Origin of the sequence: Streptomyces sp. NBC_00461 (assembly GCF_036013935.1) — a bacterium.
In the GTDB taxonomy this organism is placed as follows: Bacteria; Actinomycetota; Actinomycetes; order Streptomycetales; family Streptomycetaceae; genus Streptomyces.
In genome coordinates this window covers 1584900-1611262 of sequence record NZ_CP107902.1, presented here as the reverse complement: position 1 = coordinate 1611262, position 26363 = coordinate 1584900, and the positions used below count along the sequence as shown (strand labels likewise).

Here is a 26363-nt window from a genome sequence, read left to right as displayed (position 1 = left end):
CCATGACCAGGGTGCTGGTGGTGGAGGACGACCCGCAGCTCGTACGGGCCCTCGTGATCAACATGGAGGTACGCCGGTACGGAGTGGACGCCGCCCCCGACGGCGCCACGGCCCTCCGCCTCGCGGCCGCACGCCGGCCCGACGTGGTGCTGCTGGACCTCGGGCTGCCCGACATGGACGGCGTCGACGTCATCCGTGCCCTGCGCGGCTGGAGTCGGGTGCCGATCCTGGTCCTGTCGGCGCGCCAGGGTTCCGACGAGAAGGTCGCCGCGCTCGACGCGGGAGCCGACGACTACGTCACCAAGCCGTTCAGCATGGACGAGTTGATGGCCCGGCTGCGTGCCGCCGTCCGCCGCGTCGAGGAGACGCCGCTCGCCCCCGAGACGGCGCTGGTGGAGACCGACGACTTCACCGTCGACCTGCTCGCCAAGAAGCTGGTCCGCGGACAGTTCGACGTGCGGCTCACGCCGACGGAATGGCACCTGCTGGAGATCCTGATCACCAATCCCGGCCGGCTCATCACGCAGAAGCACCTGCTCCAGGAGGTCTGGGGAGTCTCCCAGAGCAACAAGACCAACTACCTGCGGGTCTACATGGCCCAGCTGCGCCGCAAGTTGGAGGCGGACCCCTCGCACCCGCGCTACCTCATCACCGAGCCCGGTACGGGGTACCGCTTCGAAGGATGAGGCGGCAGGCCGGCCGCGCCGTACGGATCTAGGCCTCCTCGTCTCCCGAGCTCCCGGCCGAGGGCAGTCGTTCGCGGATCTCGTCCATGACCGACGAGTCGGTGAGCGTGGTGACGTCACCGAGCTGGCGGTTCTCGGCGATGTCCCGCAGCAGCCGCCGCATGATCTTCCCCGAGCGGGTCTTGGGGAGTTCCACGACGACCAGGATCTGCCGGGGCCGGGCGATCGGGCCGATCTCCTTGGCGACGTGCGCGCGCAGTTCGGTCGCGATCTCCTCCGCACTGCCCTCCTGCCCGGCGTCGCCGCGCAGGATCACGAAGGCGACGACGCCCTGCCCGGTCGTCGGATCGGTCGCGCCGACCACGGCGGCCTCCGCGACCATCGGGTGCGAGACGAGGGCGGACTCGACCTCCGTGGTCGAGATGCGGTGGCCGGAGACGTTCATGACGTCGTCGACCCGGCCCAGCAGCCAGATGTCGCCGTCGTCGTCCTTCTTCGCCCCGTCGCCGGCGAAGTACATGCCCTCGAAACGGGACCAGTACGTGTCGATGTACCGCTGCTCGTCGCCCCAGATGGTGCGCAGCATCGCAGGCCACGGATCCGTGAGCACCAGATAGCCGCCGGAGCCGTTGGGCACCGGCTTGCCCGTGTCGTCGACCACATCCGCGTGGACACCGGGCAGCGGGCGCAACGCCGAGCCGGGCTTGCAGGTGCTCACCCCGGGCAGCGGGCTGATCATCTGGGCGCCGGTCTCCGTCTGCCACCAGGTGTCGACCACGGGACAGTCGTCCCCGCCGATGTTCGCGCGGTACCAGATCCAGGCCTCGGGGTTGATGGGTTCGCCGACCGAGCCCAGCAGCCGCAGTGAGGTGAGGTCGAAGCCGGCCGGAATGTCGCCGCCCCACTTCATGAAGGTGCGGATCGCGGTCGGGGCGCAGTAGAGGATCGTCACCCGGTACTTCTCGACGATCTCCCACCAGCGGCCCTTGTGCGGGGTGTCCGGCGTCCCCTCGTACAGCACCGAGGTGACGCCGTTGGCGAGCGGCCCGTAGACGATGTACGAGTGGCCGGTCACCCAGCCGATGTCCGCCGCCGTCCAGAACACGTCCCGTTCCGGCTTGACGTCGAACACCGCCCAGTGCGTCCACGCCACCTGGGTGAGATAGCCGCCGGTGGTGTGCAGGATGCCCTTCGGGCGAGCCGTCGTACCGGAGGTGTACATGATGTACAAGGGATGCTCGCTGTCGAACGCCTCCGCCTCGTGCTCGGCGGGCTGCTCCGCGACCAGGTCGTGCCACCACACGTCCCGGCCGTCGGTCCACTCGACCTCCTGCCCGGTTCGCCGCACCACCAGGACGCTGCGGACGTCGGGACACTCGCGCACGGCCTCGTCCACCGCCGGTTTCAGCGGGGAGGGGGTGCCTCGGCGATAGCCTCCGTCCGCCGTGATCACCACATGGGCGTCGCAGTCCAGGATCCGGCCGCGCAGCGCCTCCGCGGAGAAGCCGCCGAAGACCACGGTGTGCGGGGCGCCGACGCGGGCACAGGCCAGCATCGCCACCACCGTCTCCGGGATCATCGGCATGTAGATGGCCACCCGGTCGCCTGCATGCACCCCCAGGGACTCCAGCGCGTTGGCCGCCCGGCAGACCTCCTGGGTCAGCTCGGCGTAGGTGAGGGTGCGGGTGTCGCCCGGCTCACCCTCCCAGTGGAAGGCGACCCGGTCGCCCAGTCCCGCTGCCACATGCCGGTCCAGGCAGTTGTACGCCGCGTTGAGCCGCCCGCCGACGAACCAGCGGGCGAAGGGGGCGCCGCTCCAGTCGAGCACCTGCTTCCACGGCTGCGCCCAGTCCAGTCGGGCCGCCGCCGCAGCCCAGAAGCCCTGGCTGTCGGCGTCGGCCCGCTCGTAGTCCGCCCCGGTGGCGTTCGCCGCCGCGGCCAGCGCGGGAGGCGGCGGGAAGCGCCGCTCCTCCCGCAGCAGGTTGGAGAGCGTCTCGCTGCCGGAGTCACTCATGTGTGGGCTCCGGCGAACGGGCCGCCGTGGTGGGAGCGGTGGAGGTGCAGGCGCTCACCCAGGTTCGGGAAGACCGGCACGACCGCGCGCTGGTAGGTGGAGTTGGTGACGCCGGCGAACGACGCGTACCAGGCGCACGCCGCGGTGACCAGGCCGATCCAGCCGCCGGCCTTGGTGGTGTCCGGGGACTGGGCGAAGTCGCCGATGCACAGGACGATGAACGTCACCGACAGGGTGACGAACACGGCCAGCACCGCGCCCGTGGTGCGCGTCGCGGCGATGGTCATGTACACCGTGAAGATGGCCCATGCCAGCAGGAACAGGCCGCTGGCCTGGTGCGCGGTGGACGTCGGCAGGCCGCCCGCGACGTACTTCGCGTAGGCGGCGTACGCCAGCCAGAAGGCTCCGAAGGAGGAGAACGCGGTGGCGCCGAACGTGTTGCCCTTGCGGAACTCCCACATGCCGGCCAGGAGTTGTGCCAGCCCGCCGTAGAAGAGTGCGAGGGGGAGGACGACGGCGACCAGCCTCTTGTCGGTGATGAGGTCGGCGTTGAAGACGCTGAGGACGAACGTCGTCATGGCGAACGCGCCGAGACCCAGAGGGCCGGGATCGGCTACGGGGCCCGGGGTAGTGGTTGATGTACTCATGTGCGCTTCCTTCGTGATCTGGATCACATGGATGCGTAACTCAGTGTATGCCGCACGAGGCTCATTCGGACCAAGCGGAGGTATAGATGCGTCCGTCGGGCTGTCTCCGTAATGTTCGCTGATGAGACCGAATGTTTCGAGCCCTCGGACGGTGCGGCTTGCGGGGATGGTGGGGTCCGACTGCGCAAGTTTGAGCGGTTCACCGTGCACAAGGGGTTGCCACCGTTTAGGAGCTGTCTCTAGGGTGCGGCAACAACGCATCTTTCTGGATCAACTCCGAAACATTCGGTCCCAGCGGGCGGTCGTTGACACGCCGTCCCTACCCAAGGAGCGCAAGATGGGCGACCGGGCACTGTCCCGCCGCGGCTTCCTGGCGGCCTCCGCCGCGGCCGGTCTGAGCATGACGGCACTGAGCGCGTGCGGCGGCGACTCGGACGGAGGGTCGTCGGACGGGACGACCACCGTCGAGTGGTGGAACATCTCCACCACCGAGCCGACGAAGACCGTCTGGGCGGGTCTGGCCAAGAAGTTCGAGGCCCAGAACCCCAAGGTGAGGATAAAGATCGTCCAGTTGGAGAACGACGCCTACAAGTCGAAGATGACGGCGCTGACCGCCTCCGGAAAGCTCCCCGACATCTTCCACACCTGGGGTGGCGGCGTCCTCAAGCAGCAGGTGGACGCAGGGCTCGTCGAGGACCTCACCGACGGGACCAAGCCGTGGGCCGGCACCCTGCTGCCGGTCTCGAAGCAGGCGTACATCCTCGACAACAAGACGTACGCGATCCCGTTCGACATCGGAATGATCGGCTTCTGGTACAACAAGGCGCTCTTCAAGCAGGCCGGCATCGCCGCGCCCCCGACCACCTGGAGCGGCTTCCTCGACGCCGTGAAGAAGCTCAAGGCCAAGGGGATCACCCCCCTCGCCCTCGCCGGCAAGGAGAAGTGGCCCGGCATGTACTTCTGGGCCTACCTCGCGATGCGCACGGCCGGCATCGACGCTCTGCAGAAGGCCAATGACGACAAGGACTTCACCGGCCCCGGACTGGTCCAGGCCGGACAGCACCTGAAGGAACTGGTCCAACTCCAGCCGTTCCAGAAGGGGTTCCTCGGCGCCGCCTACTCCACCCCGACCGGACAGGCCGCGGCCGTCGGCAACGGCAAGGCGGCCATGGAACTCATGGGCCAGTGGGCGCCGGTGGTGGAGGCCGACGCGGGCAAGGGACTCGGCGCGAACCTCGGCTTCTTCCCCTTCCCGGCGGTCGAGGGCGGAAAGGGCGCGATCACCGAGGTGTTCGGCGGTGGCGGCGGGCACGCCCTGCGCAAGGGCGCACCGCAGGCCGCCGTCGACTTCCTGAAGTTCTTCGCCTCCGAGTCCACCGACGTGGAACTCGTCAAGAAGACCAACACGCTGCCCATCGTGCCGGGGGCGGAGAAGGCGCTCACCGACCCCAACACCAAGGCCGTACAGGCACAGTTGAAGGCCGCCACCGGCTTCCAGCTCTACCTCGACCAGGCCTACGCGCCTGCCCTCGGCCAGGAGATCAACGACAGCGTCGCCGCGCTGATCGCCGGCTCCAAGTCGCCCGAGCAGGTCACTCAGTCGATCACCAAGACCGCGAAGGAAGAGCAGTAGCCGCCGATGACCTCCACGTTCCTTCCGGACAAACGGAGCGGCCCGGACATCGGACTCCCGCCCCCGGCCGCGGACTTCGCGCGGGGGCGGGCCCGGCGGCGCCTGGTGAACTGGCTGACCGCGGTCGGCTTCCAGGTGCCGGCGCTGGTCCTGTTCATCGGGCTGGTCCTGCTGCCGATGCTCTTCGCCCTGTACGTCGCCTTCTTCCGCTGGGGCGGCTTCGGCATGCCCTCCGACTACATCGGCGGCGACAACTTCACCCGGCTCCTCCAGGACGACGTCTTCCTGGGCGACCTGTGGCGCTGCCTGGTCCTGGTCGTCCTGTCGCTCGTGCTGCAGCTGCCGTTCGCCCTCGCCATGGCGGTGGCCCTCAACCAGCGGCTGCGCGGCCGGGCCGTGTACCGGCTGCTGTTCTTCGCGCCGTACGTCCTGTCCGAGGCCATCACCGGAGTCCTGTTCAGCATGGTATTCGCCCCGGACGACGGGCTCGCCGACCATGTGCTCGGCAGCATCGGCCTGGGCGGTCTGGGCGGGGAGTGGTTCGCCGATCCCTCCTACGTCATGGCGACGCTCTTCCTGGTCATGATGTGGAAGTACTTCGGCTTCCACATGATGCTCTACCTGGCCGGACTCCAGGCCATCCCGGCCGAGTTGACGGAAGCCGCGCTGATCGACGGCGCGAACGCCTGGCAGCGGTTCCGCAACGTCACCCTGCCGCTGCTCGCGCCCACCCTGCGCGTCAGCGTCTTCCTGTCGGTCATCGGGTCCATCCAGCTCTTCGACCTGGTGTGGGTGGTCACCCAGGGCGGCCCCGACCACCACTCCGAGACGATGGCCGTGACCATGTTCCAGTACGGCTTCAAGCGCTACCAGGTCGGCTACGCCAGCGCGATCAGCGTGGTCATGTTCGGTATCTGCCTCGTCTTCGCCCTCGCCTACCAGCGGTTCGTGCTCCGCCGCGACCTCGAAGGGGCCACCACGACGATGAGGGGGGCCGGCACGTGAGCCGCAAGGCCGTACGCACTCTGCCGTTGCACGTGATCCTCGTGGCCGTGGGCGTGGTGATGCTCGTACCCGTGGTGTACGCCGTCGTGTCCGGCTTCAAGTCCACCGACGAGCTCTCCCGCAACCCGTTCGGCGTGCCCGAGCACTGGCTGAGCGGCAACTACACCGACATCATCGGCAAGGGCGACTTCTGGCGGCTGCTCGGCAACAGCACGCTGATCGCCGTGGCGACGGCCGTGCTCGTGGTCGCCGTGTCCGCGCTCGCCGCCTTCTCCTTCGCCCGGTTCGCCTTCCGCGGACGGGAGTTGCTGTTCACCTTCTTCACGATGGGGCTGATGTTCCCCTTCGCGGTGGCCGCACTGCCGCTGTTCCTGCTGCTGCGCCAGATGGACCTGCTCGACAACCCGCTGGGCGTGATCCTCCCGCAGGCCGCCTACGGACTGCCGATGACGATCATCATCCTGCGGGCCTTCTTCCGGCAGATCCCGGGCGAGCTGGAGGAGGCTGCCACCCTCGACGGCTGCAGCTCCTTCGGGTTCTTCTGGCGGGTGCTGCTGCCCATGGCGCGGCCCGCGCTCGGTACGGTCTCGGTGCTGGCCGTCGTCGCCAGCTGGAACAACTTCATGCTGCCGCTGCTGGTGTTCACCGACTCCAAGTGGTGGACCCTGCCGCTCGGCGTCGCCCAGTTCCAGGGCCAGTACTCGACGGAGTACGCCCGGGTCTTCGCCTATCTCGTCCTCGCGATGGTCCCCGCCCTCGCCTTCTACTCGGTCGCCGAGCGCCAGCTCGTCGGCGGCCTCACCGCCGGCGCGACGAAGGGATGACCGCGCGCCCGCGGATGTACGGCCCCACACCACAGAACGTGAGGAGTCGCACCATGCGCAAGACCACCCGTCTCGGACTCGCCGGAGCACTCGCGGCCGCCCTGGTCGTCGCCGGCCTCGCCACCGGTCCCACGGCCCAGGCGAGCCCGAAGAAGCCGACACTCGCGGAGCTGGCCCAGCGCCACGGCCGCTACTTCGGCAGCGCCACCGACAACCCCGAACTCACCGACACCGCCTACACGGGCCTGCTCGGCAGCGAGTTCGACATGATCACGCCCGGCAACGGCATGAAGTGGTACGCCACCGAGCCCCAACAGGGCGTCTTCGACTGGACGAACGGCGACGAGATCGTCAACCTCGCCCGGAAGAACCACCAGAAGGTCCGCGCCCACACCCTGGTCTGGCACAGCCAGCTGCCCAGCTGGCTGACCGGCCGGGAGTGGACGGCGGACGAGCTGAAAGCCGTACTGAGGAAGCACATCCAGACCGAGGTACGGCACTACCGCGGCAAGGTCTACTCCTGGGACGTCGTCAACGAGGCGTTCAACGAGGACGGCACCTATCGCGAGACCATCTGGTACAAGACGCTCGGCCCCGGCTACATCGCCGACGCCCTGCGCTGGGCCCACCAGGCGGACCCGCACGCCAGGCTGTACCTCAACGACTACAACATCGAGGCGGTAGGCCCGAAGAGCGACGCCTACTACCAGCTGGCCCAGGACCTGAAGGCGCGGAAAGTCCCGCTCGACGGCATCGGCTTCCAGGCCCATCTGGCTCTCCAGTACGGCTATCCGACCACTCTGGAGGACAACCTCCGCCGTTTCTCCCGGCTCGGCCTCGACACCGCGCTGACCGAGGTCGACGTGCGGATGCTCCTGCCCGCGGACGACGCCAAGCTGGCCACGCAGGCCGCGTGGTACCGGGACCTGACCAAGGCGTGCCTCGCGGTACGGCGGTGCGTGGGCATCACGGTGTGGGACTACACCGACAAGTACTCGTGGATCCCGGCGGTCTTCCCCGGGGAGGGGGCCGCGCTCCCCTGGGACGAGCAACTGAGGCCGAAGGCGGCGTACTTCGCGATCAGGGAGGCTCTCCGGTAGTTCAACGGTGTGCCGGTGGTGCGGTGCTGGACCGCACCACCAGCTCGGTGCTCAGTTCCACGCGCGGGGAGTCCGGCTGTTCGCCGCGCGCCAGGCGCAGCACCGTACGGACGGCCAACCTGCCCATGTCGGCGAGCGGTTGGCGGACCGTGGTCAGCGGCGGGGACGACCAGCGGACTTCCGGAAGGTCGTCGAAACCGACCAGGCTCATGTCCTGCGGCACTCTGAGGCCCCGGCGGCGCAGTGTCTCGATCGCACCGAGTGCCATCCGGTCACCGGCCGCGAACACGGCGGTCGGCGGCCCGGGCAGGTCCAGGAGCGTGTCGCAGCCGGTGAGGCCGGACTCGGGGTGGAAGTCGCCCGGGACGACGAGGGACTCGTCGACCGTGAGGCCCGCCCTCTCCAGTGCGGAACGGTAGCCGTCGAACCGCGCCCGTGAGCACAGCAGCCCGGGCGGGCCCGTGATCAGGCCGATGCTGCGGTGCCCCAGCGACAGCAGATGCCCGGTGGCCGCCATGCCGCCGGACCAGTTGGCGGCGCCGATCGTGGGGACGTCGAGGGCGGGGGAGCCCGCCGGGTCGACGACCACCAGCGGTACGCCCAGGGCGCGCAACTCCTCGTGCAGTACGGGCTCCAGCGCCGAGGTGACGAGGATGACGCCGTCGGAGGCGCGGGCCCGGAGATTGCGCATCCACGCGCGGGCGGCCCCCGAGCGGCCGTGGACCGCCGACACCACGACGCCGATCCCGGTCGCGTGCGTGACGTCCTCGACACCCCGGATGATCTCCAGCGCCCAGGGGCTGTCGAGGTCGTTGAAGACCAGGTCGAGCAGAGCCGCACGGGAGCCGGTGGCGGCGGCGCGCTTGCGGTGGCCGTACCGGATCAGCAGGTCCTCGACCCGCGCGCGGGTCTGCGGCGAGACGTCGGACCGGCCGTTGACGACCCGGGACACCGTCGGCACCGAGACCCCGGCCTGCCGGGCGATCTCCCTGATGGTGACCTTGCCCCGGGCCTCGGACGCACCCTCGGCGACCGCTTCGTCCGCTGCCAGTTCCCCCACCTCCGGTCGACACGGGCCTCGAAACGTCCAGGACGATGACCGCAGCAGGCACACGGCACTACACGGAGTGATCGCCTCCGGACATGCGTCGGGGCCGGTTCGCAGCGTGTCCTCGCGACCGGCCCCTCAAGTCTCCGGGCGGTGGCTCACCCCGCCCGGTGCCGCTCAGGCGGCCGTCATCACCTGGCGGTGCGGGGCGATGATCTGCCCGTCGGGCAGGAGCTCACCGGTGTCCTCGAAGAGCAGAACGCCGTTGCACAGCAGGCTCCATCCCTGCTCCGGGTGATGCGCCACTAGTCGGGCGGATTCCCGGTCGGCGGAGTGGGCTGTCGGACACGGTGGCTGGTGCTGGCACATTGATGGGATCTTTCGCTCTGTCGTGATGAGTGGTATGGCTGTCGTGTCTGTCCCGCGGCTTGAAGGTCCGTTCATGGCCGCCCCCCGTAGTGATAAGTCGGTCCAGTCCCAGTGTTGCCCCACGGGCGCCGATCCGCAGGGATTTCGCGGCACCGCTTCTCACAGGTTGAGGACGCATCACCCGCGCGGACGGTTCAGTCCAACTGCACTGTCAATTCGGGTGGTTCCCCGTGGCCGGATAGGGCTAGTCCTTACAGGTCAGGGATGATTCCCGGCTCGTACGAGCAGTCAATGGCTCGTACGAGCGCATTGCGGAAGGGAAGCGGAAGGGAAGCGGAAGGGAAAGGGGAGGGGAGCGGGAGAGGAATGCGGAGGGAAAAGTGTCGTACCCCGCTGTCCGGAATTCCGGGGCGGGGTACGAAGGGCCTTGCGAAGGTGGTTCAGGCGGGCGAGATCAGCAACGGGGCGGGAGTCGCCCGGTGGGTGAGGACGGGGAGCAGTTCGGCGACGCGGTGCGGGCGGTGAGCCGCGATGCCGGGAGGCGCGGGCGCCAGCGGGACGAGCAGGTCCGTGGCGGCGGGGTGGCCGGCGGCTCCGTCCGCCGTGCAGTCGCCGTGCAGCCACAGTGTCAGCATGTACAGGCTGGGTACCGAGAGCAGACGGGGCTGGTAGGGCTGGGTCATCGCCTCGGCCTGACGCAGGGCGCGCTCGGTGGAGGCGATGTAGGGCCCCTCGAAGAAGTGCGAGAAGGCCCAGCCGTCGGGGGTCAGCATGGTGTCGGCCGCGGCCACCGCGCGCTCGCCGCAGTGGATCAGGAAGCGCCACCCGGCCAGCCGGGTGGCGGGTGCGCCCGCGGGGGCGAGCCGGTCCAGTACGTGTACGGGCAGCGGGAGTTCGGGTGTGCAGGGACCCTGGGAGTGCAGCAGCGAGGGAGTTCGGGCCTCGCGTACCGCAGTCGGTGAACCGAGAGCGGTGAGGACGGTGCGAAGGGCGGGCGCGGGAGCCGGGGGGACATGCAGCGGCATGGTGGGTCGCCTCTCATTCGACAGGCACGGTGGCGCGAGGGCGGGGGCGGACGGCGCTGTCTGCTCACGGAGCCAGAGGGGCGGGGGCCGGGCCGGGGAACGAGGAGTGTGGGTGAGGCCTACCGCACGTCACCTCGACGGCAGGTTCCATGACCGCGGGCGCCAACCCTCTGTCTTGTTCGCGGAGTTTATACGACGTGTGTTCAGACGGTGTTTCGGCTATCCGTTTCCGGTGCACTCGGCAAGGGTGTATACAGTCAGCGATACGTGGGAATCGTCCCGATTCTGGTCCGAGCTCACGTCGGTGACCTCGGGGAATGCCCCGGGAGCGGTCGGCCAATTCTCGTCGGCGTTTTTCACTAGTGCGTCGACGGCCGGAAACTGCGATGTGTCCATGCCTGGCGAATGTGCCGCCGGTCACTTTCGTCAGAGTAGCGGGCGGCGGGCCCGCGTGGGGACGTTATTGATCGCCGCGGCTGGGCATCATCCCACGTGACCCGAGACCGGCGGACGATCCGCCGGGCAGGCCCGGTGGGGCCGGTGATCCTAGGAGGGACACTTCGATGGGGGAGAAGGTCGTGGCAGGGCGGTTCGACCTGTCCGATCGGCAGCACTATCGCGACAAGCTCCGGCGGTGCCTGTCGGGACTGGAGCGGCTGCTGGACCAGAAGCGGTTCGATCGCCCCAAGAACCTCATGGGGTTGGAGATCGAACTGAATCTGGCCGGCCGCGACGGCATGCCGAAAATGCTCAATGCGCAGGTCCTTGAGCGGATCGCGAGCCGTGATTTCCAAACAGAACTCGCCATGTTCAATCTGGAAGTCAACATAGCCCCACATCCTTTGGGCGGGCGCGTATTCGACCGTCTCGCGGAGGAACTCCGGACGTCGCTGGCATATGCCCACAGAAAAGCGGGCGAGGTGGATGCGGGAATCGTGATGATCGGCATTCTGCCGACTCTCGACCGGGACGACCTGGTCTCCTCCAACCTCTCCGACGTCGACCGCTACGCACTGCTCAACGAACAGATCGTGGCCGCCCGCGGCGAGGACTTCGCCCTCGACATCGACGGCGTGGAGCACCTCACCTGCACCTCGAAGTCCATCGCGCCCGAAGCCGCCTGCACCTCCGTGCAACTGCACCTCCAGGTCACCCCGGGCCGCTTCGCCGACGTGTGGAACGCCGCCCAGGCCGTCGCCGCCGCCCAGATCGCCGTCGGCGCCAACTCGCCCTTCCTGTTCGGCCGTGAGCTGTGGCGCGAGTCCAGGCCGCCGCTCTTCCAGCAGTCCACGGACACCCGCCCGCCGGAGCTGCAGGCCCAAGGTGTGCGTCCGCGTACCTGGTTCGGGGAGCGATGGATCTCCTCGGCGTACGACCTCTTCGAGGAGAACCTGCGCTACTACCCGGCGCTGCTGCCGATCTGCGACGAGGAGGACCCCCTTGAGGTCCTCGACGCGGGCGGCATCCCGACGCTCGCCGAACTCGTCCTGCACAACGGCACGGTGTACCGCTGGAACCGCCCCGTCTACGGCATCGCCGACGGCGTCCCGCACCTGCGGGTCGAGAACCGCGTCCTGCCCGCCGGGCCCACCGTCACCGACGTCGTCGCCAACGCGGCGTTCTACTACGGCCTCGTCCGCGCCCTCGCCGAGGAGCCGCGGCCCGTGTGGACCCGGCTCCCCTTCGAGGCGGCCGCCGCCAACTTCGACGCCGCGTGCAAACACGGCATCGACGCCCGCCTTCAGTGGCCGCGGCGCGGACGGTACGGCGGCATCACACAGGTCGACGCGGTGAGCCTCGTACGCGACGAACTCCTGCCGCTCGCCGAGGCGGGCCTGGACGCGTGGGGGGTCGAACCCGCCGACCGGGATCTGTACCTCGGTGTCATCGACGAGCGCTGCCGGCGCCGGGTCAACGGCGCGTCCTGGCAGGCGGCGACCTTCCACCGGGCCCTGGAGGCGGGCCACTCGCGGGATGCCGCACTGGCGGCCATGACTCGGCGGTACGCCGAGCTGATGCGCATCGGGGAGCCGGTGCACACCTGGCCGGTGGGCCTGCCGGAACCCGTACCGCTGGGCTGAGCGGCGCACGGCAGAACCAGCAGAACCAGTAGAACCAGCCGGACTAGTCGTCTCCCTGCGCCGCGGCCGCCACGATCGCCTTCAGGATCACCGACTGGATCTGTGAGGGGTCGCTGACCGACTGGCCCGAACCGCCGGTCGCCCTGGCCAGCTCCTCGGCCTCGTCCCGGTCGGCGTCCGGGCCCACGGCGATCATGATGAGCGGCACCGGACGCTCCGGGTCGGTGAGTTTCTGCAGCTCGGCGACGAGCCTGTCGCGGGAGATGCTGCCCGGGTCCTGGTTGACTCCGTCGGTCAGGACGACCAGCGCGTTGAACTTCCCCTCGGCGTAGGACGAGGTCGCCGCCCGGTACGCGGCGAGCGTGCTGTCGTAGAGGCCGGTGGCCCCGTCCGGGACCGGCTTCAGGGCGCTGAACGCCGCCGAGAGCCGGTCGCGCTGGGTGCCGCTGCCCTTCCGGTCCCCGAGCCGCTCGGTCGGCACGAGGACGCGGTAGTCCTTGTCGCCGTCCAGCTTCGTGGAGAACTCCCACAGACCGATCTCGTCCTCGGGCGTGAACGTGGCGAGGGCCCGCAGCAGGGACCCCTTGGTGACGTCCATGCGCGACTGGCCGGTCCCCGGCACCTCCTGGGACATCGATGAGGAGGCGTCCACGACCGTGGTGAGCCGGGCGCTCTGCACCGTGATCGTCCACGTGCCCAGGGTCTCCTGGACCGCCGCGTCCGGAGCCGGCTGGAGGGCGGGCTCGGCGTACGGCTGCGGGCCGGCGCCGCCGGCCTTCGCGACCACGGCCGCCGGCGCCCCCTCGTCGGAGGTGCGGAAACCGTACTTCTGCAGCAGCCGCGCCTGCTCCGGCTGCCCCAGGTAGTTCATGAACCGCAGCGCGGCCCGGCTCTGGTCCGTGGTCAGCCGGCCGACCAGCGCGTACGGGTAGTCCAGCTCCGGCGAGCCGTCCTTCGGATAGAACATGTCCACGCTGCCGCCACTGTCGGCCGAGGAGTTGTACGTGTAGGCCGCCTGCTCGGACAGCACCAGCGCCTGGTTCCGCTTCGGGTTGCCCAACTCGGTGCCCGAGGAGTCGCGGGGCAGCGTGTCCACGACCTGGCTGTCACTGTCCGAGATGCGCTGCGACAGCGTCTTCATCATGGCCACGGCCTGGGTGCCGCCGCCCTTGAGCCCGGCGGCGGCCGCGCTGAGCTTGGTCAGGGCGAGCAGCCCGGTGGCGCTGCGCGCGGGGTCGGCCGCGCCGAGTTTGAGCGCGTCGTCCCGCAGGGTCGCACCGGCCAGCTCGATCCAGCTGTACGTCTTCTGCGGCCACCCCAGGGACTTCGCGGCCGTCGGCACCATCGCCACGCCGATGGGCGTCGAGGCGATGTCACCCGCCGGAGTCACCTCGACCGCGCTGTTGCCCGCCGTGATCCGGTCGATCCACATGTCCGAGTCCGGCACCCACAACTGGGCGTCGGTCTTCCTGCCCGCGGCCAGCGTGTCCGCGACCTTGTAGGCGGCGCGTGCGGTCACCTTGAGCGCGACGCAGTGGCCGTCCGAGGTGATGTTGTCGTCCTGGGCCCGCTTCGCCGCGGCCGTGAGCGCGGGGGCGATGTCCGGCGCGGCGGCGAGGTCGAGACGTACCGGATCGTCCCGGCACGAGGAACCGAACGAGAGCAGCCCGCCCCTGACCGCGCCCGCCGTGCCGCCGGCGACGGTGAGGACGAGCACCGTCGCGATGGCCACGGTGCGGCGGCGCGCGCGTGGACGGGGGTCGCTGCGGCCCGCCCCATACTGATCGGGCAAGCTGTGACGTCCCATGACGGTGGTGCCCCTCCCTGTTGAACCTCGTGCCGCGACGCGGCCGTATGGCATGCAGAAAGGGGAGGTACGCCCCGTACGGCGTCCGTCCCCCTGACGGCCAAGCGCACGATTTTCGTAACTTCTTTCGAGACAGTAGCGGGGCGGCGGTGGGGATGAGGCTGGATTACTCAACTGGAGGCAGGTGTGCAGGCAGAGGCGGGCCCGGCGGCGGATTCCTTTCCGCCGGAACGTCCTTCGCGGCGGATTCTCCGTGACGAGACACTGCTCGTTCTGGGGCTTTCACTCGGTGCGAGTGGGTTGTCCGCCCTGATCAGCTTTGTCGGATCGGTCACGAAACCAGGCGGTCTCAAGGACCAGGCGGCCACTCTCAACGCCTCGGCCGCGCCGGGCCGCCCCTGGCTCGATCTCGCCTGGCAGCTCTTCGGGATCGCCACGGCTCTGGTGCCGGTCGCGCTCGTCGCGCACTTCCTGCTGCGCGAGGGCGAAAGCCTGCGCACCATCGGCTTCGACCGCACCCGGCCGTGGCCGGATCTCGGTCGCGGCGCGGCGATCGCGGCGGTGATCGGCAGCACCGGAATCGCCTTCTACCTGGCCGCACGCGGGCTGGGCTTCAACCTCACGGTGGTGCCGGAGGCGCTGCCCGACGTGTGGTGGAAGTACCCGGTGCTGATCCTGTCGGCGATGCAGAACGCGATCCTCGAAGAGGTCATCGTCGTCGGCTATCTGCTGCGCCGGCTGGGGCAGTTGGGCTGGACACCCGGCACCGCCCTGGTGGCCAGTTCCGTACTCCGCGGCTCGTATCACCTCTACCAGGGCATCGGCGGCTTCGTCGGCAACATGGCGATGGGCGTGGTGTTCGTCTACCTGTACCGCAGGTGGGGCCGGGTGGGTCCCCTGGTGGTGGCGCATTCCCTGCTCGACATCGGGGCGTTCGTGGGATACGCGCTGCTGGCCGGCAAGGTGGGCTGGCTGCCCACGGCGTGAGGCGCGGCTACGCCAGCAGCTCGCCGTCGATGACGGTGACCGCGCGTCCGCTCAGCAGCGTGCGGTCGCCGCGCAGCTCGGTGCGGACGTAGCCAGAACGGGACGAGGCCTGCAGTCCGGTGAGGCCGGGGCGACCCAGGCGCTCGGACCAGAACGGGGCGAGGGCGGTGTGGGCGCTGCCGGTGACCGGGTCCTCGTCGATGCCGACGTTCGGGAAGAAACAGCGGGAGACGAAGTCGTAGCCCTGGGACGGGTCCTCGGCGCGGGCGGTGGCGATGATGCCGCGCTCGGCGTAGGCGGCGAGCGCCCTGAAGTCGGGGGTGAGGGCGTGGACCGTCTTCTCGGCGGTGAGCTCCAGGACCAGGTCGCCGACGTTCGGGCCGGTGTCGAAGGCGGCACGCGGCTCGGCGCCCAGCGCCTCGGCGACCCCCGCCGGGACCGGGACCTGCGTGAGCGGTGCCGTCGGGAAGTCCAGGGTGATCGAGCCGTCCTCCTGGGGCGTCGCGGCGAGAACACCGCTGCGGGTGGCGAAGCGCACCGTGCCCTCGTGGGCGCCGGTGGTGTGCAGGACGTGGGCGGTGGCGAGCGTCGCGTGGCCGCACATGTTGACCTCGGTGGCCGGCGTGAACCAGCGCAGCGCCCAGTCGGCCTCCCCGCCCTCCGGCAGCCGGTGCGCGAAAGCGGTCTCCGCGTGGTTGACCTCCAGGGCGATCTTCTGCAGCCGCTCGTCGTCCGGGAAGGCGTCGAGGAGCAGGACACCGGCGGGGTTGCCGCCGAAGGGACGGTCGGTGAAGGCGTCGACGATTCGAATGCGCATGCTCTGACGCTAGGCGCTGCCGCGGCCCGTCGGCCAAGGCCAATTCCGGCAAGCTGGACCGATTTCAGCGTGCCGTTCGCGCGGGACGGCTCACGCCCCCCCGCGCGAACAGATGGGGACCGTCGCGGGGAGCCTCACGCGCAGGAGACGCCGCACGGCCCGTCTCCCACGTCCGACCGGGCCACAGGGCTCGGAGAACCGGCCGTCGGCTGACACCCTGTACACGCAGGCGTTGACAGTCCAACTCCGCCAGGAGGCCGTCATGTCCCAGCCGTCCGTGCTCGCCGCTCTGCTGTCCGGGCTGCGGAGTGGTTCGATCGAGGTCGTCGACCTCACGTCGCCGCTGTCGTCGTCCACCCCCGTGATCCAGCTGCCGCCCCAGTTCGGCCAGACCCAGGTCTTCGAACTGGAGGAGATCAGCCGCTACGACGACCGGGGCCCGGCCTGGTACTGGAACAACTTCCGCAGCGGTGAGCACACCGGCACCCACTTCGACGCACCCGTCCACTGGGTCACCGGAAAAGACCTCTCCGACGTGGCGTCGGTGCCGGCGGGCCGGCTGATCGCCCCGGCGGCCGTGCTGGACTTCTCCGCGCAGGCCGCGAAGGATCCCGACTTCCTGGTCGAGGTGGACCACATCAAGACCTGGGAGGCCGACAACGGGCCCCTGCCCGACGGCGGCTGGCTGCTGCTGCGCACCGGCTGGGACGCCCGCTCCGCGTCACAGGAGGCGTTCCTCAACGCCGACGAGAACGGTCCGCACACGCCCGGCCTGTCACCGGAGTGCGCGCGCTGGGTGGCCGAGGAGTCGCCGGTGCTCGGCTTCGGCACGGAGACGGTCGGCACGGACGCGGGCCGTGCGCACTCCTTCGAGCCCCCGTTCCCCTGCCACTCCTACCTTCTGGGCGCCGACAAGTACGGGCTGACCCAGCTGCAGAACCTGGCGGCACTGCCCCCGACCGGCGCCCTTGTCATCGCCGCTCCGCTGCCCATCGTCTCGGGATCCGGTGCACCCGCGCGCGTGCTCGCTCTGGTGGAGCGGTCATGAAGGTCGCCGAAGCCGTCGGACGGGCGCTGACCGCCTCGGGGATCGACCACGTCTTCGGCGTGGTCGGCTCGGGCAACTTCCATCTGACCAACGCGATGGTGGCGGCCGGCGCCCGCTTCGTCGCCGCACGGCACGAGGGCGGCGCGGCGACCATGGCCGACGCGTACGCCCGCACGAGCGGCTCGGTCGCCGCGCTCAGCGTCCACCAGGGGCCCGGCCTGACCAACGCCCTGACCGGCATCACCGAGGCGGCCAAGAGCCGTACGCCACTGCTCGTGCTGGCCGCCGAGGCGACCGCGCAGCGGTCCAACTTCCGCATCGAACAAGCCGTGTTGGGGCACTCCGTCGGGGCCGTCACCGCGCGCCTGACGACAGCGCACGACGCGGTCGAGCAGGCCAGGGCCGCCCTGCGCAGGGCCCGGTACGAACGGTGCACGGTCCTGCTCAACCTCCCGCTGGAGGTGCAGGCCCTCGACGTGCCGGCCGGCGTGGCACCGGCCGCCGTACCGCTGTCCGCACCCGAGTCCGCACCGGAGCAGGCCGAGCCGTCGCAGAGCGCGGTGGCGGATCTCGTACGAGCGCTGGAACGCTCCCGACGTCCGGTCTTCGTGGCCGGCCGCGGCGCCCGCACCCCTGCAGCCCGTGACGCCCTGGCCGCACTCGCCGACCGGCACGGCGCACTGCTCGCGACCTCGGCCGTCGCCCGGGGCCTGTTCCAGGGCAGCCCCTGGTCGCTCGACGTCTCCGGCGGCTTCGCCTCGCCCCTGGCGACCGAACTGATCCAGGGCGCCGACCTGATCGTGGGCTGGGGCTGCGCACTGAACATGTGGACCATGCGGCACGGCAGTCTGATCGGCGCCGACGCGACCGTCGTACAGGTCGACGACGACCCGGAGGCGCTCGGTGCGCACAGGGAGATCACTCTCGGCCTCACCGGAGACGTGGAGCGCACCGCGCGACGGGCGCTGGAGGCAGGCGGCGAGGAGGCCGTGGGCTACCGGACGCCCGGCATCGCGGAAGCCCTCGCCGCGCGGGGACGGTGGCGGGACGTGCCGTACGAGGACGAGGGCACCCGGGAGCGGATCGATCCGCGCACGCTCAGCATCGCGCTCGACGACATCCTCCCCGCCGAGCGGGTCGTCGGCGTCGACTCGGGCAACTTCATGGGCTACCCGAGCGCCTACCTCTCGGTCCCCGACCACGACGGGTTCTGCTTCACCCAGGCCTTCCAGTCGATCGGCCTCGGCCTCGCGACGACGATCGGGGCGGCCCTGGCGCAGCCGGACCGCCTGCCCGTGGCCGCCCTCGGGGACGGCGGCGCGCTGATGAGCGCCGTGGAACTCGACACCGTGCGCCGGCTCGGCCTGCCGATGGTGGTCGTCGTCTACAACGACGAGGCCTACGGAGCGGAGGTGCACCACTTCGGCCCCGACGGCTTCCCGCTCGACACGGTCACCTTCCCGGAGACGGACATCGCCGCCGTCGCCCGCGGCTACGGATTCGAGGCGGTGACCGTTCGTACGCCGGCCGACCTCAAGGCCGTCCAGGACTGGGTCGCCGGGCCACGCTCGGCACCTCTCCTCATCGACGCCAAGGTGACCCGCGACCACGGGGCCTGGTGGCTGGAAGAGGCGTTCCGCGGTCATTGACCGCTGAATGAGCGCCCACCGAGCGCCCGCGGGCCCGGCCCTGACCTGGGGTCGGGCCCTTCCTTCTGCCGACTTCCAGTCGACTCTTGTCATGCGAACTATTCCGATATATCGTTGACGCATCGCGACAGATCAACGATGGAATGGAGTGATTGCGATGCGTCCCCATGGATTCGAACGTGGACACGGTGGACCCGGCTCTCGTGGCCGGGGTGGTTTCGAGGGTCGGCGTGGCGCCTTCGGCCCCTTCGGGCCGGGTGGCCCGGGCGGCGGTCACGGCCCCGGTTTCGGTTTCGGCGGCCCCGGCTTCGGTCCGGGCCCCTGGGGCCCTCGAGGGCGTGGCGGACCACGCGGCAGGGCACGGAGGGGCGACGTACGAGCGTCGATCCTGGCCCTGCTGAAGGACCGGCCCATGCATGGTTACGAGATGATCCAGGAGATCGCCGAGCGCAGCGGCGGGGCGTGGAAGCCCAGCCCGGGTTCGGTGTACCCCACCCTCCAGCTGCTGGAGGACGAAGGCCTGATCGCCAGCGCGAGCGAGGGTGGCAAGAAACTGTTCTCCCTCACCGAGTCCGGCCGCGTGGCGGCCGACGAGGGCCCGGACGCGCCCTGGGAGGAAGCCTCCCGCGGTATCGACTTCGAGGCGCTCGGTGAGATCCGGCAGGCCGGCTTCGGTCTGATGGAGGCCTTCGGCCAGGTCTGGAAGACCGGCAGCAAGGAGCAGCGCGAGAAGGCGCTGACCGTCATCAACGAAGCCCGCAAGAAGCTGTATCTGATCCTCGCCGACGAGGACTGACGGCCTCCCCGCCGTGAGGAAGGCGCCCCGTGGAGCGATCCACGGGGCGCCTTCGTGTCTGCGGTGTCCGCGTGTCCGCGTGTCCGCGGTATCTGCCGTGGCTGCGGCTTTCGCGCGGCCTCAGGCCACCAGCCCGGCCAGCTTCCGCAGCGACTCGTTCAGCGCGGCCGTCGCCGAGTCCTTGAGCTTGCCCGCCATGAGCGAGACGGCGGCGCCCGTGAACTCGCTGTCGATGCGGACCGTTGTGGCGTCGCCGTCGGGCGTCAGCGTGTAACGGTTGGCGACGCTCACGGCCATCGGGCCCTTGCCCCGGGTGCCGAACACCCGGCCCGGTTCCAGCTCCTCGATGGTCCACTCGACCTCGGCCGGGAAGCCCATGAGCTTCATGTTCTCCTGGAAGGTCCCGCCCACTTCGAGGCTGTCGGGGCCGCCCTTGGGGAAGCTGGTGTGGGTCGCGTTCCACTCGCCGTACGCGGACCAGTTTGTGAGCTGTGCCCACACCTTCTCGGCGGGGGCCCCGATACGAGCCTCCGCGCTGACTTCGGTCATGCGACCACCCCTTCGTGTCGGGCTTCGGTGTCGCGGAAAGTAGCCGCAGGGGTCGCAACATTCAATACTGATGAACCGTCAGGAATTGTGGAGGATGGTTCGGCTGGAATGAATGCCGCAAGGTTGCCGGAGGAATCGGTGGGGAGGGCTTCAGCCGATCCGGCGTATCACCGCGGCGTCGAAGAGATCCCATGCGCGCGGGAAGGCGCTCTCGTCGTGGCAGTGCCAGGCGTCCCAGAACAGGTCGGCGGGCAGTGCGTCCTCCGGGGCGTACACCCGGTACACGTACTGCTTGCCGTCGACGGCCGGCAGGGACACCAGCCAGGACCTGCTCTCCATGCACCTGGTGGGACGTCCGACGGGCGCGCCGCGGTTGCGCGCGAGGCGCGCGGCAAGGCGGCGCACGCCCCTGCGGGTAAAACGGCCTGATCTCATCCGTAAGGAGGAGATTCCAGCTTGCCGAGTCCACTCTGTGTGGGACGCCGAAATGCTTCCCCTCGGGGATGACCGGAGGCGAAGAGACTGATGGGGTTGGGGTTGTGCAACCCCGTATCCCTCCGCAGTCGTTCGGTGAGCAGGCCGTCGGTCCCCGCGCGGACAACGATGCCAGGCTCAGCGCCGAGCTGGCAGCGGTGGTGTCCGGTGCGCGCCGCCGGGCCGTGCGCGGAGGGGACCGCCAGATCGATACGGCCCATCTGCTGCACTCGCTCGTGGAGAACGACCCCGAGGTGCGGGGCGTCTTCGACGACGGGCCCGAGATCGCCCGGCTGCTCGGCTACCTGGTGCAGCGCAGCATCGGCTACGGCCTGCGCTGGCAGGGTTCCGTCGAGGACTCGGGCGCCGTACCCGCGGTGACGGAGTCCGAGACCTTCTCGCCGCTGGCCGCGGGCGCGATGGACCACGCCTGCGACCGCGCCGCCGCCCGTGGCCCCGAACCGGCCGGCGGAATCGACCTCCTCGCCGCGATCGTCGTCGACCCACAGGCACGGGCCGTCGAGGTCCTCGACCGGGCCGGCATCGAGACGAGCGCCGTGCTGGCCCGCATCGAGGAACGACACCCGCAGTGGGGCCGGCCGGGCCGCTGAGCTGTGGGGCCATCGGGCCATCGGGCCATCCGGCCATGGCCGAGCGCTCGACCGCGGCCGGCTGCTGAGGTGCCGCGGACCCCAGGGGCAGCGGATGCCGCCGGGCCGTGGAGCCCGTCCAGTCATTGAGACAGGTGTCATCGGGGGTGACGCTCCTGTCGTTGGCTGTCATCATGTGCCGGTGCATACGTCTGAGAGCCGGCGGGGCGGCCGGAACGGCAGTGGCAGTGGCAGTGGCGTCGGCAGTGGCAAGGGCGTCGGGCTCGGCCTCGCTCTCGTCTCCGCGCTCGCCTTCGGCGGATCCGGTGTCGCCGCGAAGCCGCTGATCGAGGCGGGGCTCGACCCGCTCCACGTGGTGTGGCTGCGCGTGGCCGGTGCGGCCCTGGTGATGCTGCCGGTCGCCGTGCGCCACCGCGCCCTGCTGCGTCGCCGCCCAGCCCTGCTCGCCGGGTTCGGACTGCTCGCCGTGGCCGGTGTGCAGGCCTGCTACTTCGCGGCGATCTCCCGGATACCCGTCGGGGTCGCGCTGCTCGTCGAGTACCTCGCGCCCGCCCTCGTCCTCGGCTGGGTCCGATTCGTGCAGCGGCGCCCGGTGACGCGTGCCGCCGCGCTCGGCGTGCTCCTCGCGGCCGGCGGGCTCGCCTGCGTCGTCGAGGTCTGGTCGGGACTGAGCTTCGACGCCGTGGGCCTGCTGCTCGCGCTCGGCGCCGCGGGCTGCCAGGTCGGCTACTTCGTCCTGTCCGACCAGGGCAGCGACGCCGGCGACGACGCGCCCGACCCGCTCGGTGTCATCGCGTACGGCCTGCTGATCGGCGCCCTGGTCCTGACCGCCGTGGCCCGCCCCTGGACCATGGACTGGTCCGTGCTGACGGGCACCGCGCAGATGGACGGCACCCCGGTCCCCGCCCTCGTCCTGCTGGCCTGGATCGTCCTCGTTGCCACAGTCCTCGCGTACGTCACCGGTGTGCTGTCGGTGCGCAGGCTCTCGCCGCAGGTCGCAGGCGTCGTGGCCTGCCTGGAAGCGGTTGTTGCCACCGTCCTGGCCTGGGTGCTGCTCGGCGAGCACCTCTCGGCGCCGCAGATCGTCGGCGGCGCGGTCGTCCTGGTGGGCGCGTTCATCGCCCAGTCGTCGGCCCCCGCCAAGGTGTCTTCGGAGCCGGTGGCGAGCGGCGGCCCGGAAAGGCAGTTGTCCTCCCGCGAAACAGCCGCATAGGCTGCGCAATCATGCATGCGAACGCACTCGTCCTTCCGCCTCCGGCCGCCTGAGGCGGGCCCTCCGGAATCCACGCCCGACCTGGTCGGGTGGACGGTGCTGCCCGCAGAAGAAGTCCACGGCCCCGCTGACGCCGGGCCCTTCCGAACTTCTGCACTCTGCGGAGACTCTTCGTGTCGAATGCTGCTTCTGGCCTGCCCGTCGGGCGAGGCCTGCTCTTCCTGATCGTCGCCGGTGTCGCCTGGGGCACCGCGGGCGCGGCCGCCTCCCTGGTCTACCGGGCCAGTGACATGGGCTGTGCCGTCCTCTCCTTCTGGCGGTGCGCGGGCGGTCTCGTCCTGCTGCTCGCCGCCCGCCTCCTGCGCCCGCGCGTCCGCACCGTCGTACGCGAGCCGCTCGGCCGCAGGGCGCTGCGGGTCGGTGTCACCGGTGTCGGGCTCGCCGTGTTCCAGACGGCCTACTTCGCGGCCGTGTCCGCCACCGGGCTCGCGGTCGCCACCGTCGTCACGCTGGGCGCCGGCCCCGTGCTCATCGCGGTCGGCGCCCGGCTCACCATGGGCGAGCGGCTCGGCCGTGGCGGCGTGGCCGCTGTCGTCGGGGCGTTGGCCGGGCTCGGGGTGCTCGTGCTCGGCGGCGGGGGCACGTCCGTACGCCCGTCGGGTGTGCTGCTCGCCCTGCTGTCCGCGGCCGGGTACAGCGTGATGACCCTGCTCACGCGGTGGTGGGGCCGGTACGGCGCAGTGGACGCGTCCGACACCTCGGTGGGGGCGTTCGCGGTGACCAGCCTGTGCCTGTTGCCGTTCGCCCTGGCCGAGGGGCTCTTCCCGCCTGCGGCCCACCCGGCTCAGACCCTGTTGCTGCTCGCCTACATCACCAGCGTCCCCACGGCCCTCGCCTATGGCCTCTACTTCGCGGGCGCGGCCGTCGTCCGGTCGGCCACCGTGTCCGTGATCATGCTGCTGGAGCCGGTCGGTGCGGCGATCCTGGCGGTCGCCCTGCTCGGTGAACGGCTCACCGCGGCCACCATGGCGGGCACACTGCTGATGCTCGGCTCGGTCGCCGGGCTGGCTCTCGCGGAGGCGCGAGGCGCGGCGACGAAGGACCCGGTGCCCGTCTGAGCCCCGGATGCGGAGTCCCGCGCCGGACCCGTACCCCGGTCTCTCCGCGCCGTCGGCTACCGGGCTCGCCGCCGCAGGAGGTGTTCCCGGGCCAACGTGTCCCTGGCGCCGTCGCGCGCCTCAAGTCCAGCCACGACCTGGTCCTGCACCTCCCGCGGCCGGTGGTTGGCGTACTTGAACTTCGCGTGTACGTCGACCACGTCGAGCCGCAGGCCACGCAGGCCCGGTACGAGCCTGCCGAACGGTGCCTCGCCCACCGCGACCGGCGCCGATCCGCCGTCCGGCTGGAAATGGCCGACCTGACGGTTGAGCAGCTCCGCCTTCTCGGCCGGGTCGTCCACCACCTGGGCCCGGCAACGGAGTTGGACCGCCGCGTAGAAACTCGTCGGCGTGCCGTGCTCGGACGGGGCGTCCGGCGGGGCCTGCCAGGGGCCGGGGACGTACACGTAGTCGTCGACCACGCTCAGCACGACGTCCGGGTTCGCCTCCAGGGCGGGCCACAGGGGGTTGGGCCGGGCGAGGTGGGTGAGGACCTCGCCGCGCTCGGCGTCGTACAGGAAGTGGAGCGGCTGGACGTACGGCGGCTCGCCCGGCAGGCCGTTGACGGCGAGCTGCCCGAAGTCGTGGACGGAGAGCCACTGTTGCCACTCGGCGTCGTCGCGACCGGCGTCCCAGGGATGGATCAGCATCACCGCACCGTCAGATAGTCGGGCAGCTCGGTGCCGGGTGCCAGGTCGGCGTCGGGCACCGGGAGTTCGTAGCCCTTCCTCAGCGGGACGACGCCGGCCCAGTGCGGCAGGGCGAGATCCTCGGGCTCGTCGTTCACACCGCCGGTGCGGAGCTTGGCGGAGATCTCGTTCAGGTCGAGCCGGATCACGGCGGTGGCGGCCAGTTCCTTCTTGTTCGCGGGCCGGGAGTCGGCCGCTCGGCCCGGCACGACGTGGTCCACCAGCGCGTCCAGGGCCGCCCGCTTCTCCTCGGGGTCCGTCACGTCGTGTGCGATGCCGTGCACCACCACGGACCGGTAGTTGATCGAATGGTGGAAGGCCGACCGGGCGAGGATCAGTGCGTCGACATGGGTGACTGTCAGGCACACCGGGAGCCCGGGGTCGGCCTGGCCGGTCATCCGCAGCGGCCGCGAGCCCGTCGAGCCGTGCACGTAGAGCCGGTCGCCGACCCGCCCGTACAGCGTCGGCAGCACCACCGGCGCCCCGTCGCGGACGAAGCCCAGATGACAGACATAGCCCTCGTCGAGTATCGCGTGGACGAGGTCCTTGTCGTACGACGCCCGCTCCGCGGACCGGGTGGGGACGGTGCGGTCGGTCGGCGTGTAGGCGGTGGGCTGCGACGTCGGCTGTTGCCGGGTCCCCTGCATGGCGATCTCCATTGCTCTGCGCGGTGCTGCTGTCCGTGTTGCGATGTGTATTGCACTAGTGCATAATCTTCTTTGTGCTAGAAGGATATCGGATCGAGGGGCGACGCGCAGCGGAGATTGCGTCGAGCGTCGAGCGTGCGGTGGGGTCCGGCGAGCTGGAACCGGGACAACTGCTGCCGCCGATGCGGGAGTTGGCGGTCGAGCTGGGTGTGAACGCCAATACGGTCGCGTCCGCGTACCGGATCCTGCGGGAGCGCGGGGTCATCGAGACGGCCGGGCGCAGGGGCAGCCGGGTGCGGTCCAAGCCGGCCACCACGGGGCGTGACTACGCGCGGATGGATGTGCCGGAAGGGGTACGGGACGTGGCGAACGGCAACCCCGATCCGGCGCTGCTGCCGTCATTGGCGAAGGCGTTCGCGGCGGCGGGTGAGCAAGGTGACCGGGAGCCCGTGCTGTACGGAGACGCCCTCGTGGAGCCGGAGTTGGCGCGGATCGCGCGCGCGGCACTGGACGCCGACGGGGTGCCGGAGGGTCCGCTGACCGTCGCGTCCGGCTCGCTGGACGCCATCGAGCGCGTGCTCGCGGCGCATCTCAAGCCGGGGGACACCGTCGCCGTGGAGGACCCGGGGTGGGGCAGCCTGCTGGATCTCGTCCCGGCGGTCGGGCTGCGCACGGCGCCGGTGGGGGTGGACGACGAGGGGCCGCTGCCCTCCGACGTACGGCGGGCCCTGGAGGCCGGCGCACGCGCCCTGATCGTCACGGACCGCGCGCAGAACCCGACCGGCGCCGCGGTGACCGCCACGCGCGCGCGTGCCCTGCGCGCCGTCCTCCGTGAGCACCCGGAGACCCTCCTCGTCGAGGACGACCACGGCCACGGCATCGTCGACCTCCCCCTGCACCCCCTCGCCGGCGTCACCCGTCACTGGGCGTTCGTGCGCTCGGTCGCCAAGGCCTACGGCCCCGACCTGCGCCTCGCGGTCCTCACCGGCGACCCCGTCACCGTCGACCGGGTGGCCGGCCGGCACCGCCTCGGCCCCGGCTGGGTCAGCCGTATCACCCAGCGTGCCGTCGTACGGCTGTGGGCCGACGGCGTACTCGACACGCGCACGGTGGCGGCGGCCTACCGCAACCGTCGGGACCTGCTGATCGACGCGCTCGCACAGCGCGGCGTCGAGGCCCACGGCCGCAGCGGCCTGAACGTCTGGATCCCGGTGCCCGACGAAACCGGCGCCGTCGCCCGCCTGCTGCACGGAGGGTGGGCGGTGGCCCCGGGCGCCCGCTTCAGAATGAGTGCCCGTCCGGGCATCCGGATCACGGTCGCGACCCTCGCGCCGGAGGAGGTCGGCCCCTTGGCTGACGCGATCGCGGAAGCCTTGGTCCCACCGCCGACCCGGACCTACGTGTAGTCCGCGGCGGCAGCGGCAGCGGAAAGCGGATGGAGCAGCCGGTCAAGGGGCGCTGGGCTCCATCGATGTGCGGCTTCGCGG

Annotated in this window: 25 protein-coding genes; 14 read left to right on the top strand and 11 right to left on the bottom strand. The window is 70.6% G+C overall.

Annotated features, from left to right (window positions below):
- The first annotated feature begins 2 nt into the window (after positions 1–2).
- A complete protein-coding gene (locus OG870_RS07885) occupies positions 3–686 on the top strand; it encodes a response regulator (protein ID WP_266531318.1) in 684 nt (227 codons plus the stop codon).
- 28 nt (positions 687–714) lie between these two features.
- Here the strand turns inward: OG870_RS07885 and acs are convergent, their stop codons facing one another.
- Positions 715–2700 (bottom strand): acetate--CoA ligase, encoded by a 1986-nt coding sequence (gene acs / locus OG870_RS07880; RefSeq protein ID WP_266923387.1) that lies wholly within the window; start codon positions 2698–2700, stop codon positions 715–717.
- Positions 2697–3347, bottom strand: coding sequence for an acetate uptake transporter (locus tag OG870_RS07875; protein WP_266586144.1), 651 nt, complete (start codon positions 3345–3347; stop codon positions 2697–2699). Before OG870_RS07875 ends, acs begins: the two co-directional genes overlap by 4 nt.
- Positions 3348–3684: 337 nt before the next feature.
- On the opposite strand from OG870_RS07875, the gene OG870_RS07870 reads away from it, so the two are divergent.
- From OG870_RS07870 to OG870_RS07855, 4 genes are read left to right on the top strand one after another with little or no spacing between them, the layout of a single operon-like run.
- Positions 3685–4980: an extracellular solute-binding protein gene (locus tag OG870_RS07870; protein WP_266586146.1), complete on the top strand. Its 1296-nt coding sequence runs from the start codon at positions 3685–3687 to the stop codon at positions 4978–4980.
- 6 nt (positions 4981–4986) lie between these two features.
- Positions 4987–5985, top strand: a complete 999-nt coding sequence (locus OG870_RS07865) for a carbohydrate ABC transporter permease (protein WP_266531325.1) — start codon at positions 4987–4989, stop codon at positions 5983–5985.
- Between the two features lie 59 nt (positions 5986–6044).
- Positions 6045–6809, top strand: a complete 765-nt coding sequence (locus OG870_RS07860; protein ID WP_266531400.1) for a carbohydrate ABC transporter permease — start codon at positions 6045–6047, stop codon at positions 6807–6809.
- Between the two features lie 53 nt (positions 6810–6862).
- The gene (locus OG870_RS07855) at positions 6863–7909 is read left to right on the top strand and encodes an endo-1,4-beta-xylanase (RefSeq protein WP_266923384.1); all 1047 of its coding nucleotides are present in this window, start codon (positions 6863–6865) and stop codon (positions 7907–7909) included.
- A 1-nt stretch (position 7910) separates the two neighbouring features.
- Here OG870_RS07855 and OG870_RS07850 read toward each other — a convergent pair whose 3' ends face one another.
- The 3 genes from OG870_RS07850 to OG870_RS07840 all read right to left on the bottom strand — a co-directional run bounded on the left by OG870_RS07850 (position 7911) and on the right by OG870_RS07840 (position 10351).
- The gene (locus OG870_RS07850) at positions 7911–8960 is read right to left on the bottom strand and encodes a LacI family DNA-binding transcriptional regulator (RefSeq protein WP_266588524.1); all 1050 of its coding nucleotides are present in this window, start codon (positions 8958–8960) and stop codon (positions 7911–7913) included.
- A 174-nt stretch (positions 8961–9134) separates the two neighbouring features.
- Positions 9135–9326, bottom strand: a complete 192-nt coding sequence (locus OG870_RS07845; protein ID WP_323178073.1) for a DUF5999 family protein — start codon at positions 9324–9326, stop codon at positions 9135–9137.
- Between the two features lie 440 nt (positions 9327–9766).
- Positions 9767–10351: a hypothetical protein gene (locus OG870_RS07840; protein WP_266531328.1), complete on the bottom strand. Its 585-nt coding sequence runs from the start codon at positions 10349–10351 to the stop codon at positions 9767–9769.
- A gap of 563 nt (positions 10352–10914) precedes the next feature.
- Between OG870_RS07840 and OG870_RS07835 the strand changes: the two genes are divergently transcribed.
- Positions 10915–12432, top strand: a complete 1518-nt coding sequence (locus OG870_RS07835; protein ID WP_266531330.1) for a glutamate-cysteine ligase family protein — start codon at positions 10915–10917, stop codon at positions 12430–12432.
- A 43-nt stretch (positions 12433–12475) separates the two neighbouring features.
- On the opposite strand, the gene OG870_RS07830 is transcribed toward OG870_RS07835, so the two are convergent.
- Entirely contained in the window at positions 12476–14239 is a 1764-nt protein-coding gene (locus OG870_RS07830) for a substrate-binding and VWA domain-containing protein (RefSeq protein ID WP_266841489.1), read from the bottom strand.
- 186 nt (positions 14240–14425) lie between these two features.
- Between OG870_RS07830 and OG870_RS07825 the strand changes: the two genes are divergently transcribed.
- Positions 14426–15226 carry a CPBP family intramembrane glutamic endopeptidase gene (locus OG870_RS07825; protein ID WP_266531333.1) on the top strand — a complete coding sequence of 267 codons (801 nt, stop codon included), beginning with the start codon at positions 14426–14428 and terminating at the stop codon, positions 15224–15226.
- Positions 15227–15233: 7 nt separating this feature from the next.
- Here OG870_RS07825 and OG870_RS07820 read toward each other — a convergent pair whose 3' ends face one another.
- Positions 15234–16043 carry a PhzF family phenazine biosynthesis protein gene (locus tag OG870_RS07820; protein WP_266531335.1) on the bottom strand — a complete coding sequence of 270 codons (810 nt, stop codon included), beginning with the start codon at positions 16041–16043 and terminating at the stop codon, positions 15234–15236.
- A 262-nt stretch (positions 16044–16305) separates the two neighbouring features.
- Here OG870_RS07820 and OG870_RS07815 point away from each other — a divergent pair, with 262 nt between their 5' ends.
- The 3 genes from OG870_RS07815 to OG870_RS07805 all read left to right on the top strand — a co-directional run bounded on the left by OG870_RS07815 (position 16306) and on the right by OG870_RS07805 (position 19536).
- On the top strand, positions 16306–17091 hold the full coding sequence (locus tag OG870_RS07815) for a cyclase family protein (protein WP_266531337.1): 786 nt from the start codon (positions 16306–16308) through the stop codon (positions 17089–17091).
- The gene (locus OG870_RS07810) at positions 17088–18740 is read left to right on the top strand and encodes a thiamine pyrophosphate-binding protein (protein ID WP_266531339.1); all 1653 of its coding nucleotides are present in this window, start codon (positions 17088–17090) and stop codon (positions 18738–18740) included. Before OG870_RS07815 ends, OG870_RS07810 begins: the two co-directional genes overlap by 4 nt.
- Before the next feature lie 157 nt (positions 18741–18897).
- Complete coding sequence (locus tag OG870_RS07805; protein ID WP_266531340.1) at positions 18898–19536, top strand: PadR family transcriptional regulator; 639 nt, start codon at positions 18898–18900, stop codon at positions 19534–19536.
- A gap of 120 nt (positions 19537–19656) precedes the next feature.
- Here the strand turns inward: OG870_RS07805 and OG870_RS07800 are convergent, their stop codons facing one another.
- On the bottom strand, positions 19657–20085 hold the full coding sequence (locus OG870_RS07800) for a type II toxin-antitoxin system Rv0910 family toxin (protein WP_266586154.1): 429 nt from the start codon (positions 20083–20085) through the stop codon (positions 19657–19659).
- 150 nt (positions 20086–20235) lie between these two features.
- Positions 20236–20424 carry a hypothetical protein gene (locus OG870_RS07795; RefSeq protein ID WP_266531343.1) on the bottom strand — a complete coding sequence of 63 codons (189 nt, stop codon included), beginning with the start codon at positions 20422–20424 and terminating at the stop codon, positions 20236–20238.
- Positions 20425–20624: 200 nt separating this feature from the next.
- Between OG870_RS07795 and OG870_RS07790 the strand changes: the two genes are divergently transcribed.
- The 3 genes from OG870_RS07790 to OG870_RS07780 all read left to right on the top strand — a co-directional run bounded on the left by OG870_RS07790 (position 20625) and on the right by OG870_RS07780 (position 23501).
- Positions 20625–21170: a Clp protease N-terminal domain-containing protein gene (locus OG870_RS07790; RefSeq protein WP_266586156.1), complete on the top strand. Its 546-nt coding sequence runs from the start codon at positions 20625–20627 to the stop codon at positions 21168–21170.
- 175 nt (positions 21171–21345) lie between these two features.
- Entirely contained in the window at positions 21346–22383 is a 1038-nt protein-coding gene (locus tag OG870_RS07785) for an EamA family transporter (RefSeq protein WP_405623640.1), read from the top strand.
- Positions 22384–22556: 173 nt separating this feature from the next.
- Positions 22557–23501 (top strand): DMT family transporter, encoded by a 945-nt coding sequence (locus OG870_RS07780; protein WP_266531349.1) that lies wholly within the window; start codon positions 22557–22559, stop codon positions 23499–23501.
- A 56-nt stretch (positions 23502–23557) separates the two neighbouring features.
- Here OG870_RS07780 and OG870_RS07775 read toward each other — a convergent pair whose 3' ends face one another.
- Together OG870_RS07775 and OG870_RS07770 are read right to left on the bottom strand one after the other, a co-directional pair.
- On the bottom strand, positions 23558–24190 hold the full coding sequence (locus OG870_RS07775; protein WP_266586158.1) for an FMN-binding negative transcriptional regulator: 633 nt from the start codon (positions 24188–24190) through the stop codon (positions 23558–23560).
- Positions 24190–24876: a pyridoxamine 5'-phosphate oxidase family protein gene (locus OG870_RS07770; protein WP_266586160.1), complete on the bottom strand. Its 687-nt coding sequence runs from the start codon at positions 24874–24876 to the stop codon at positions 24190–24192. The genes OG870_RS07775 and OG870_RS07770 overlap by 1 nt, the downstream gene beginning before the upstream one ends.
- A 74-nt stretch (positions 24877–24950) precedes the next feature.
- On the opposite strand from OG870_RS07770, the gene OG870_RS07765 reads away from it, so the two are divergent.
- Positions 24951–26282 carry an aminotransferase class I/II-fold pyridoxal phosphate-dependent enzyme gene (locus OG870_RS07765; RefSeq protein ID WP_266531355.1) on the top strand — a complete coding sequence of 444 codons (1332 nt, stop codon included), beginning with the start codon at positions 24951–24953 and terminating at the stop codon, positions 26280–26282.
- Positions 26283–26363: the final 81 nt, after the last annotated feature.

What these genes read in the sequence shown, in the direction of transcription:
- OG870_RS07885 (WP_266531318.1), top strand. Translation starts at nt 3, where the DNA reads ATGACCAGGGTGCTGGTGGTGGAGGACGACCCGCAGCTCGTACGGGCC.
- acs (WP_266923387.1), bottom strand. Translation starts at nt 2,700, where the DNA reads ATGAGTGACTCCGGCAGCGAGACGCTCTCCAACCTGCTGCGGGAGGAG.
- OG870_RS07875 (WP_266586144.1), bottom strand. Translation starts at nt 3,347, where the DNA reads ATGAGTACATCAACCACTACCCCGGGCCCCGTAGCCGATCCCGGCCCT.
- OG870_RS07870 (WP_266586146.1), top strand. Translation starts at nt 3,685, where the DNA reads ATGGGCGACCGGGCACTGTCCCGCCGCGGCTTCCTGGCGGCCTCCGCC.
- OG870_RS07865 (WP_266531325.1), top strand. Translation starts at nt 4,987, where the DNA reads ATGACCTCCACGTTCCTTCCGGACAAACGGAGCGGCCCGGACATCGGA.
- OG870_RS07860 (WP_266531400.1), top strand. Translation starts at nt 6,045, where the DNA reads ATGCTCGTACCCGTGGTGTACGCCGTCGTGTCCGGCTTCAAGTCCACC.
- OG870_RS07855 (WP_266923384.1), top strand. Translation starts at nt 6,863, where the DNA reads ATGCGCAAGACCACCCGTCTCGGACTCGCCGGAGCACTCGCGGCCGCC.
- OG870_RS07845 (WP_323178073.1), bottom strand. Translation starts at nt 9,326, where the DNA reads ATGTGCCAGCACCAGCCACCGTGTCCGACAGCCCACTCCGCCGACCGG.
- OG870_RS07840 (WP_266531328.1), bottom strand. Translation starts at nt 10,351, where the DNA reads ATGCCGCTGCATGTCCCCCCGGCTCCCGCGCCCGCCCTTCGCACCGTC.
- OG870_RS07835 (WP_266531330.1), top strand. Translation starts at nt 10,915, where the DNA reads ATGGGGGAGAAGGTCGTGGCAGGGCGGTTCGACCTGTCCGATCGGCAG.
- OG870_RS07830 (WP_266841489.1), bottom strand. Translation starts at nt 14,239, where the DNA reads ATGGGACGTCACAGCTTGCCCGATCAGTATGGGGCGGGCCGCAGCGAC.
- OG870_RS07820 (WP_266531335.1), bottom strand. Translation starts at nt 16,043, where the DNA reads ATGCGCATTCGAATCGTCGACGCCTTCACCGACCGTCCCTTCGGCGGC.
- OG870_RS07815 (WP_266531337.1), top strand. Translation starts at nt 16,306, where the DNA reads ATGTCCCAGCCGTCCGTGCTCGCCGCTCTGCTGTCCGGGCTGCGGAGT.
- OG870_RS07810 (WP_266531339.1), top strand. Translation starts at nt 17,088, where the DNA reads ATGAAGGTCGCCGAAGCCGTCGGACGGGCGCTGACCGCCTCGGGGATC.
- OG870_RS07805 (WP_266531340.1), top strand. Translation starts at nt 18,898, where the DNA reads ATGCGTCCCCATGGATTCGAACGTGGACACGGTGGACCCGGCTCTCGT.
- OG870_RS07800 (WP_266586154.1), bottom strand. Translation starts at nt 20,085, where the DNA reads ATGACCGAAGTCAGCGCGGAGGCTCGTATCGGGGCCCCCGCCGAGAAG.
- OG870_RS07795 (WP_266531343.1), bottom strand. Translation starts at nt 20,424, where the DNA reads ATGGAGAGCAGGTCCTGGCTGGTGTCCCTGCCGGCCGTCGACGGCAAG.
- OG870_RS07775 (WP_266586158.1), bottom strand. Translation starts at nt 24,190, where the DNA reads ATGCTGATCCATCCCTGGGACGCCGGTCGCGACGACGCCGAGTGGCAA.
- OG870_RS07770 (WP_266586160.1), bottom strand. Translation starts at nt 24,876, where the DNA reads ATGCAGGGGACCCGGCAACAGCCGACGTCGCAGCCCACCGCCTACACG.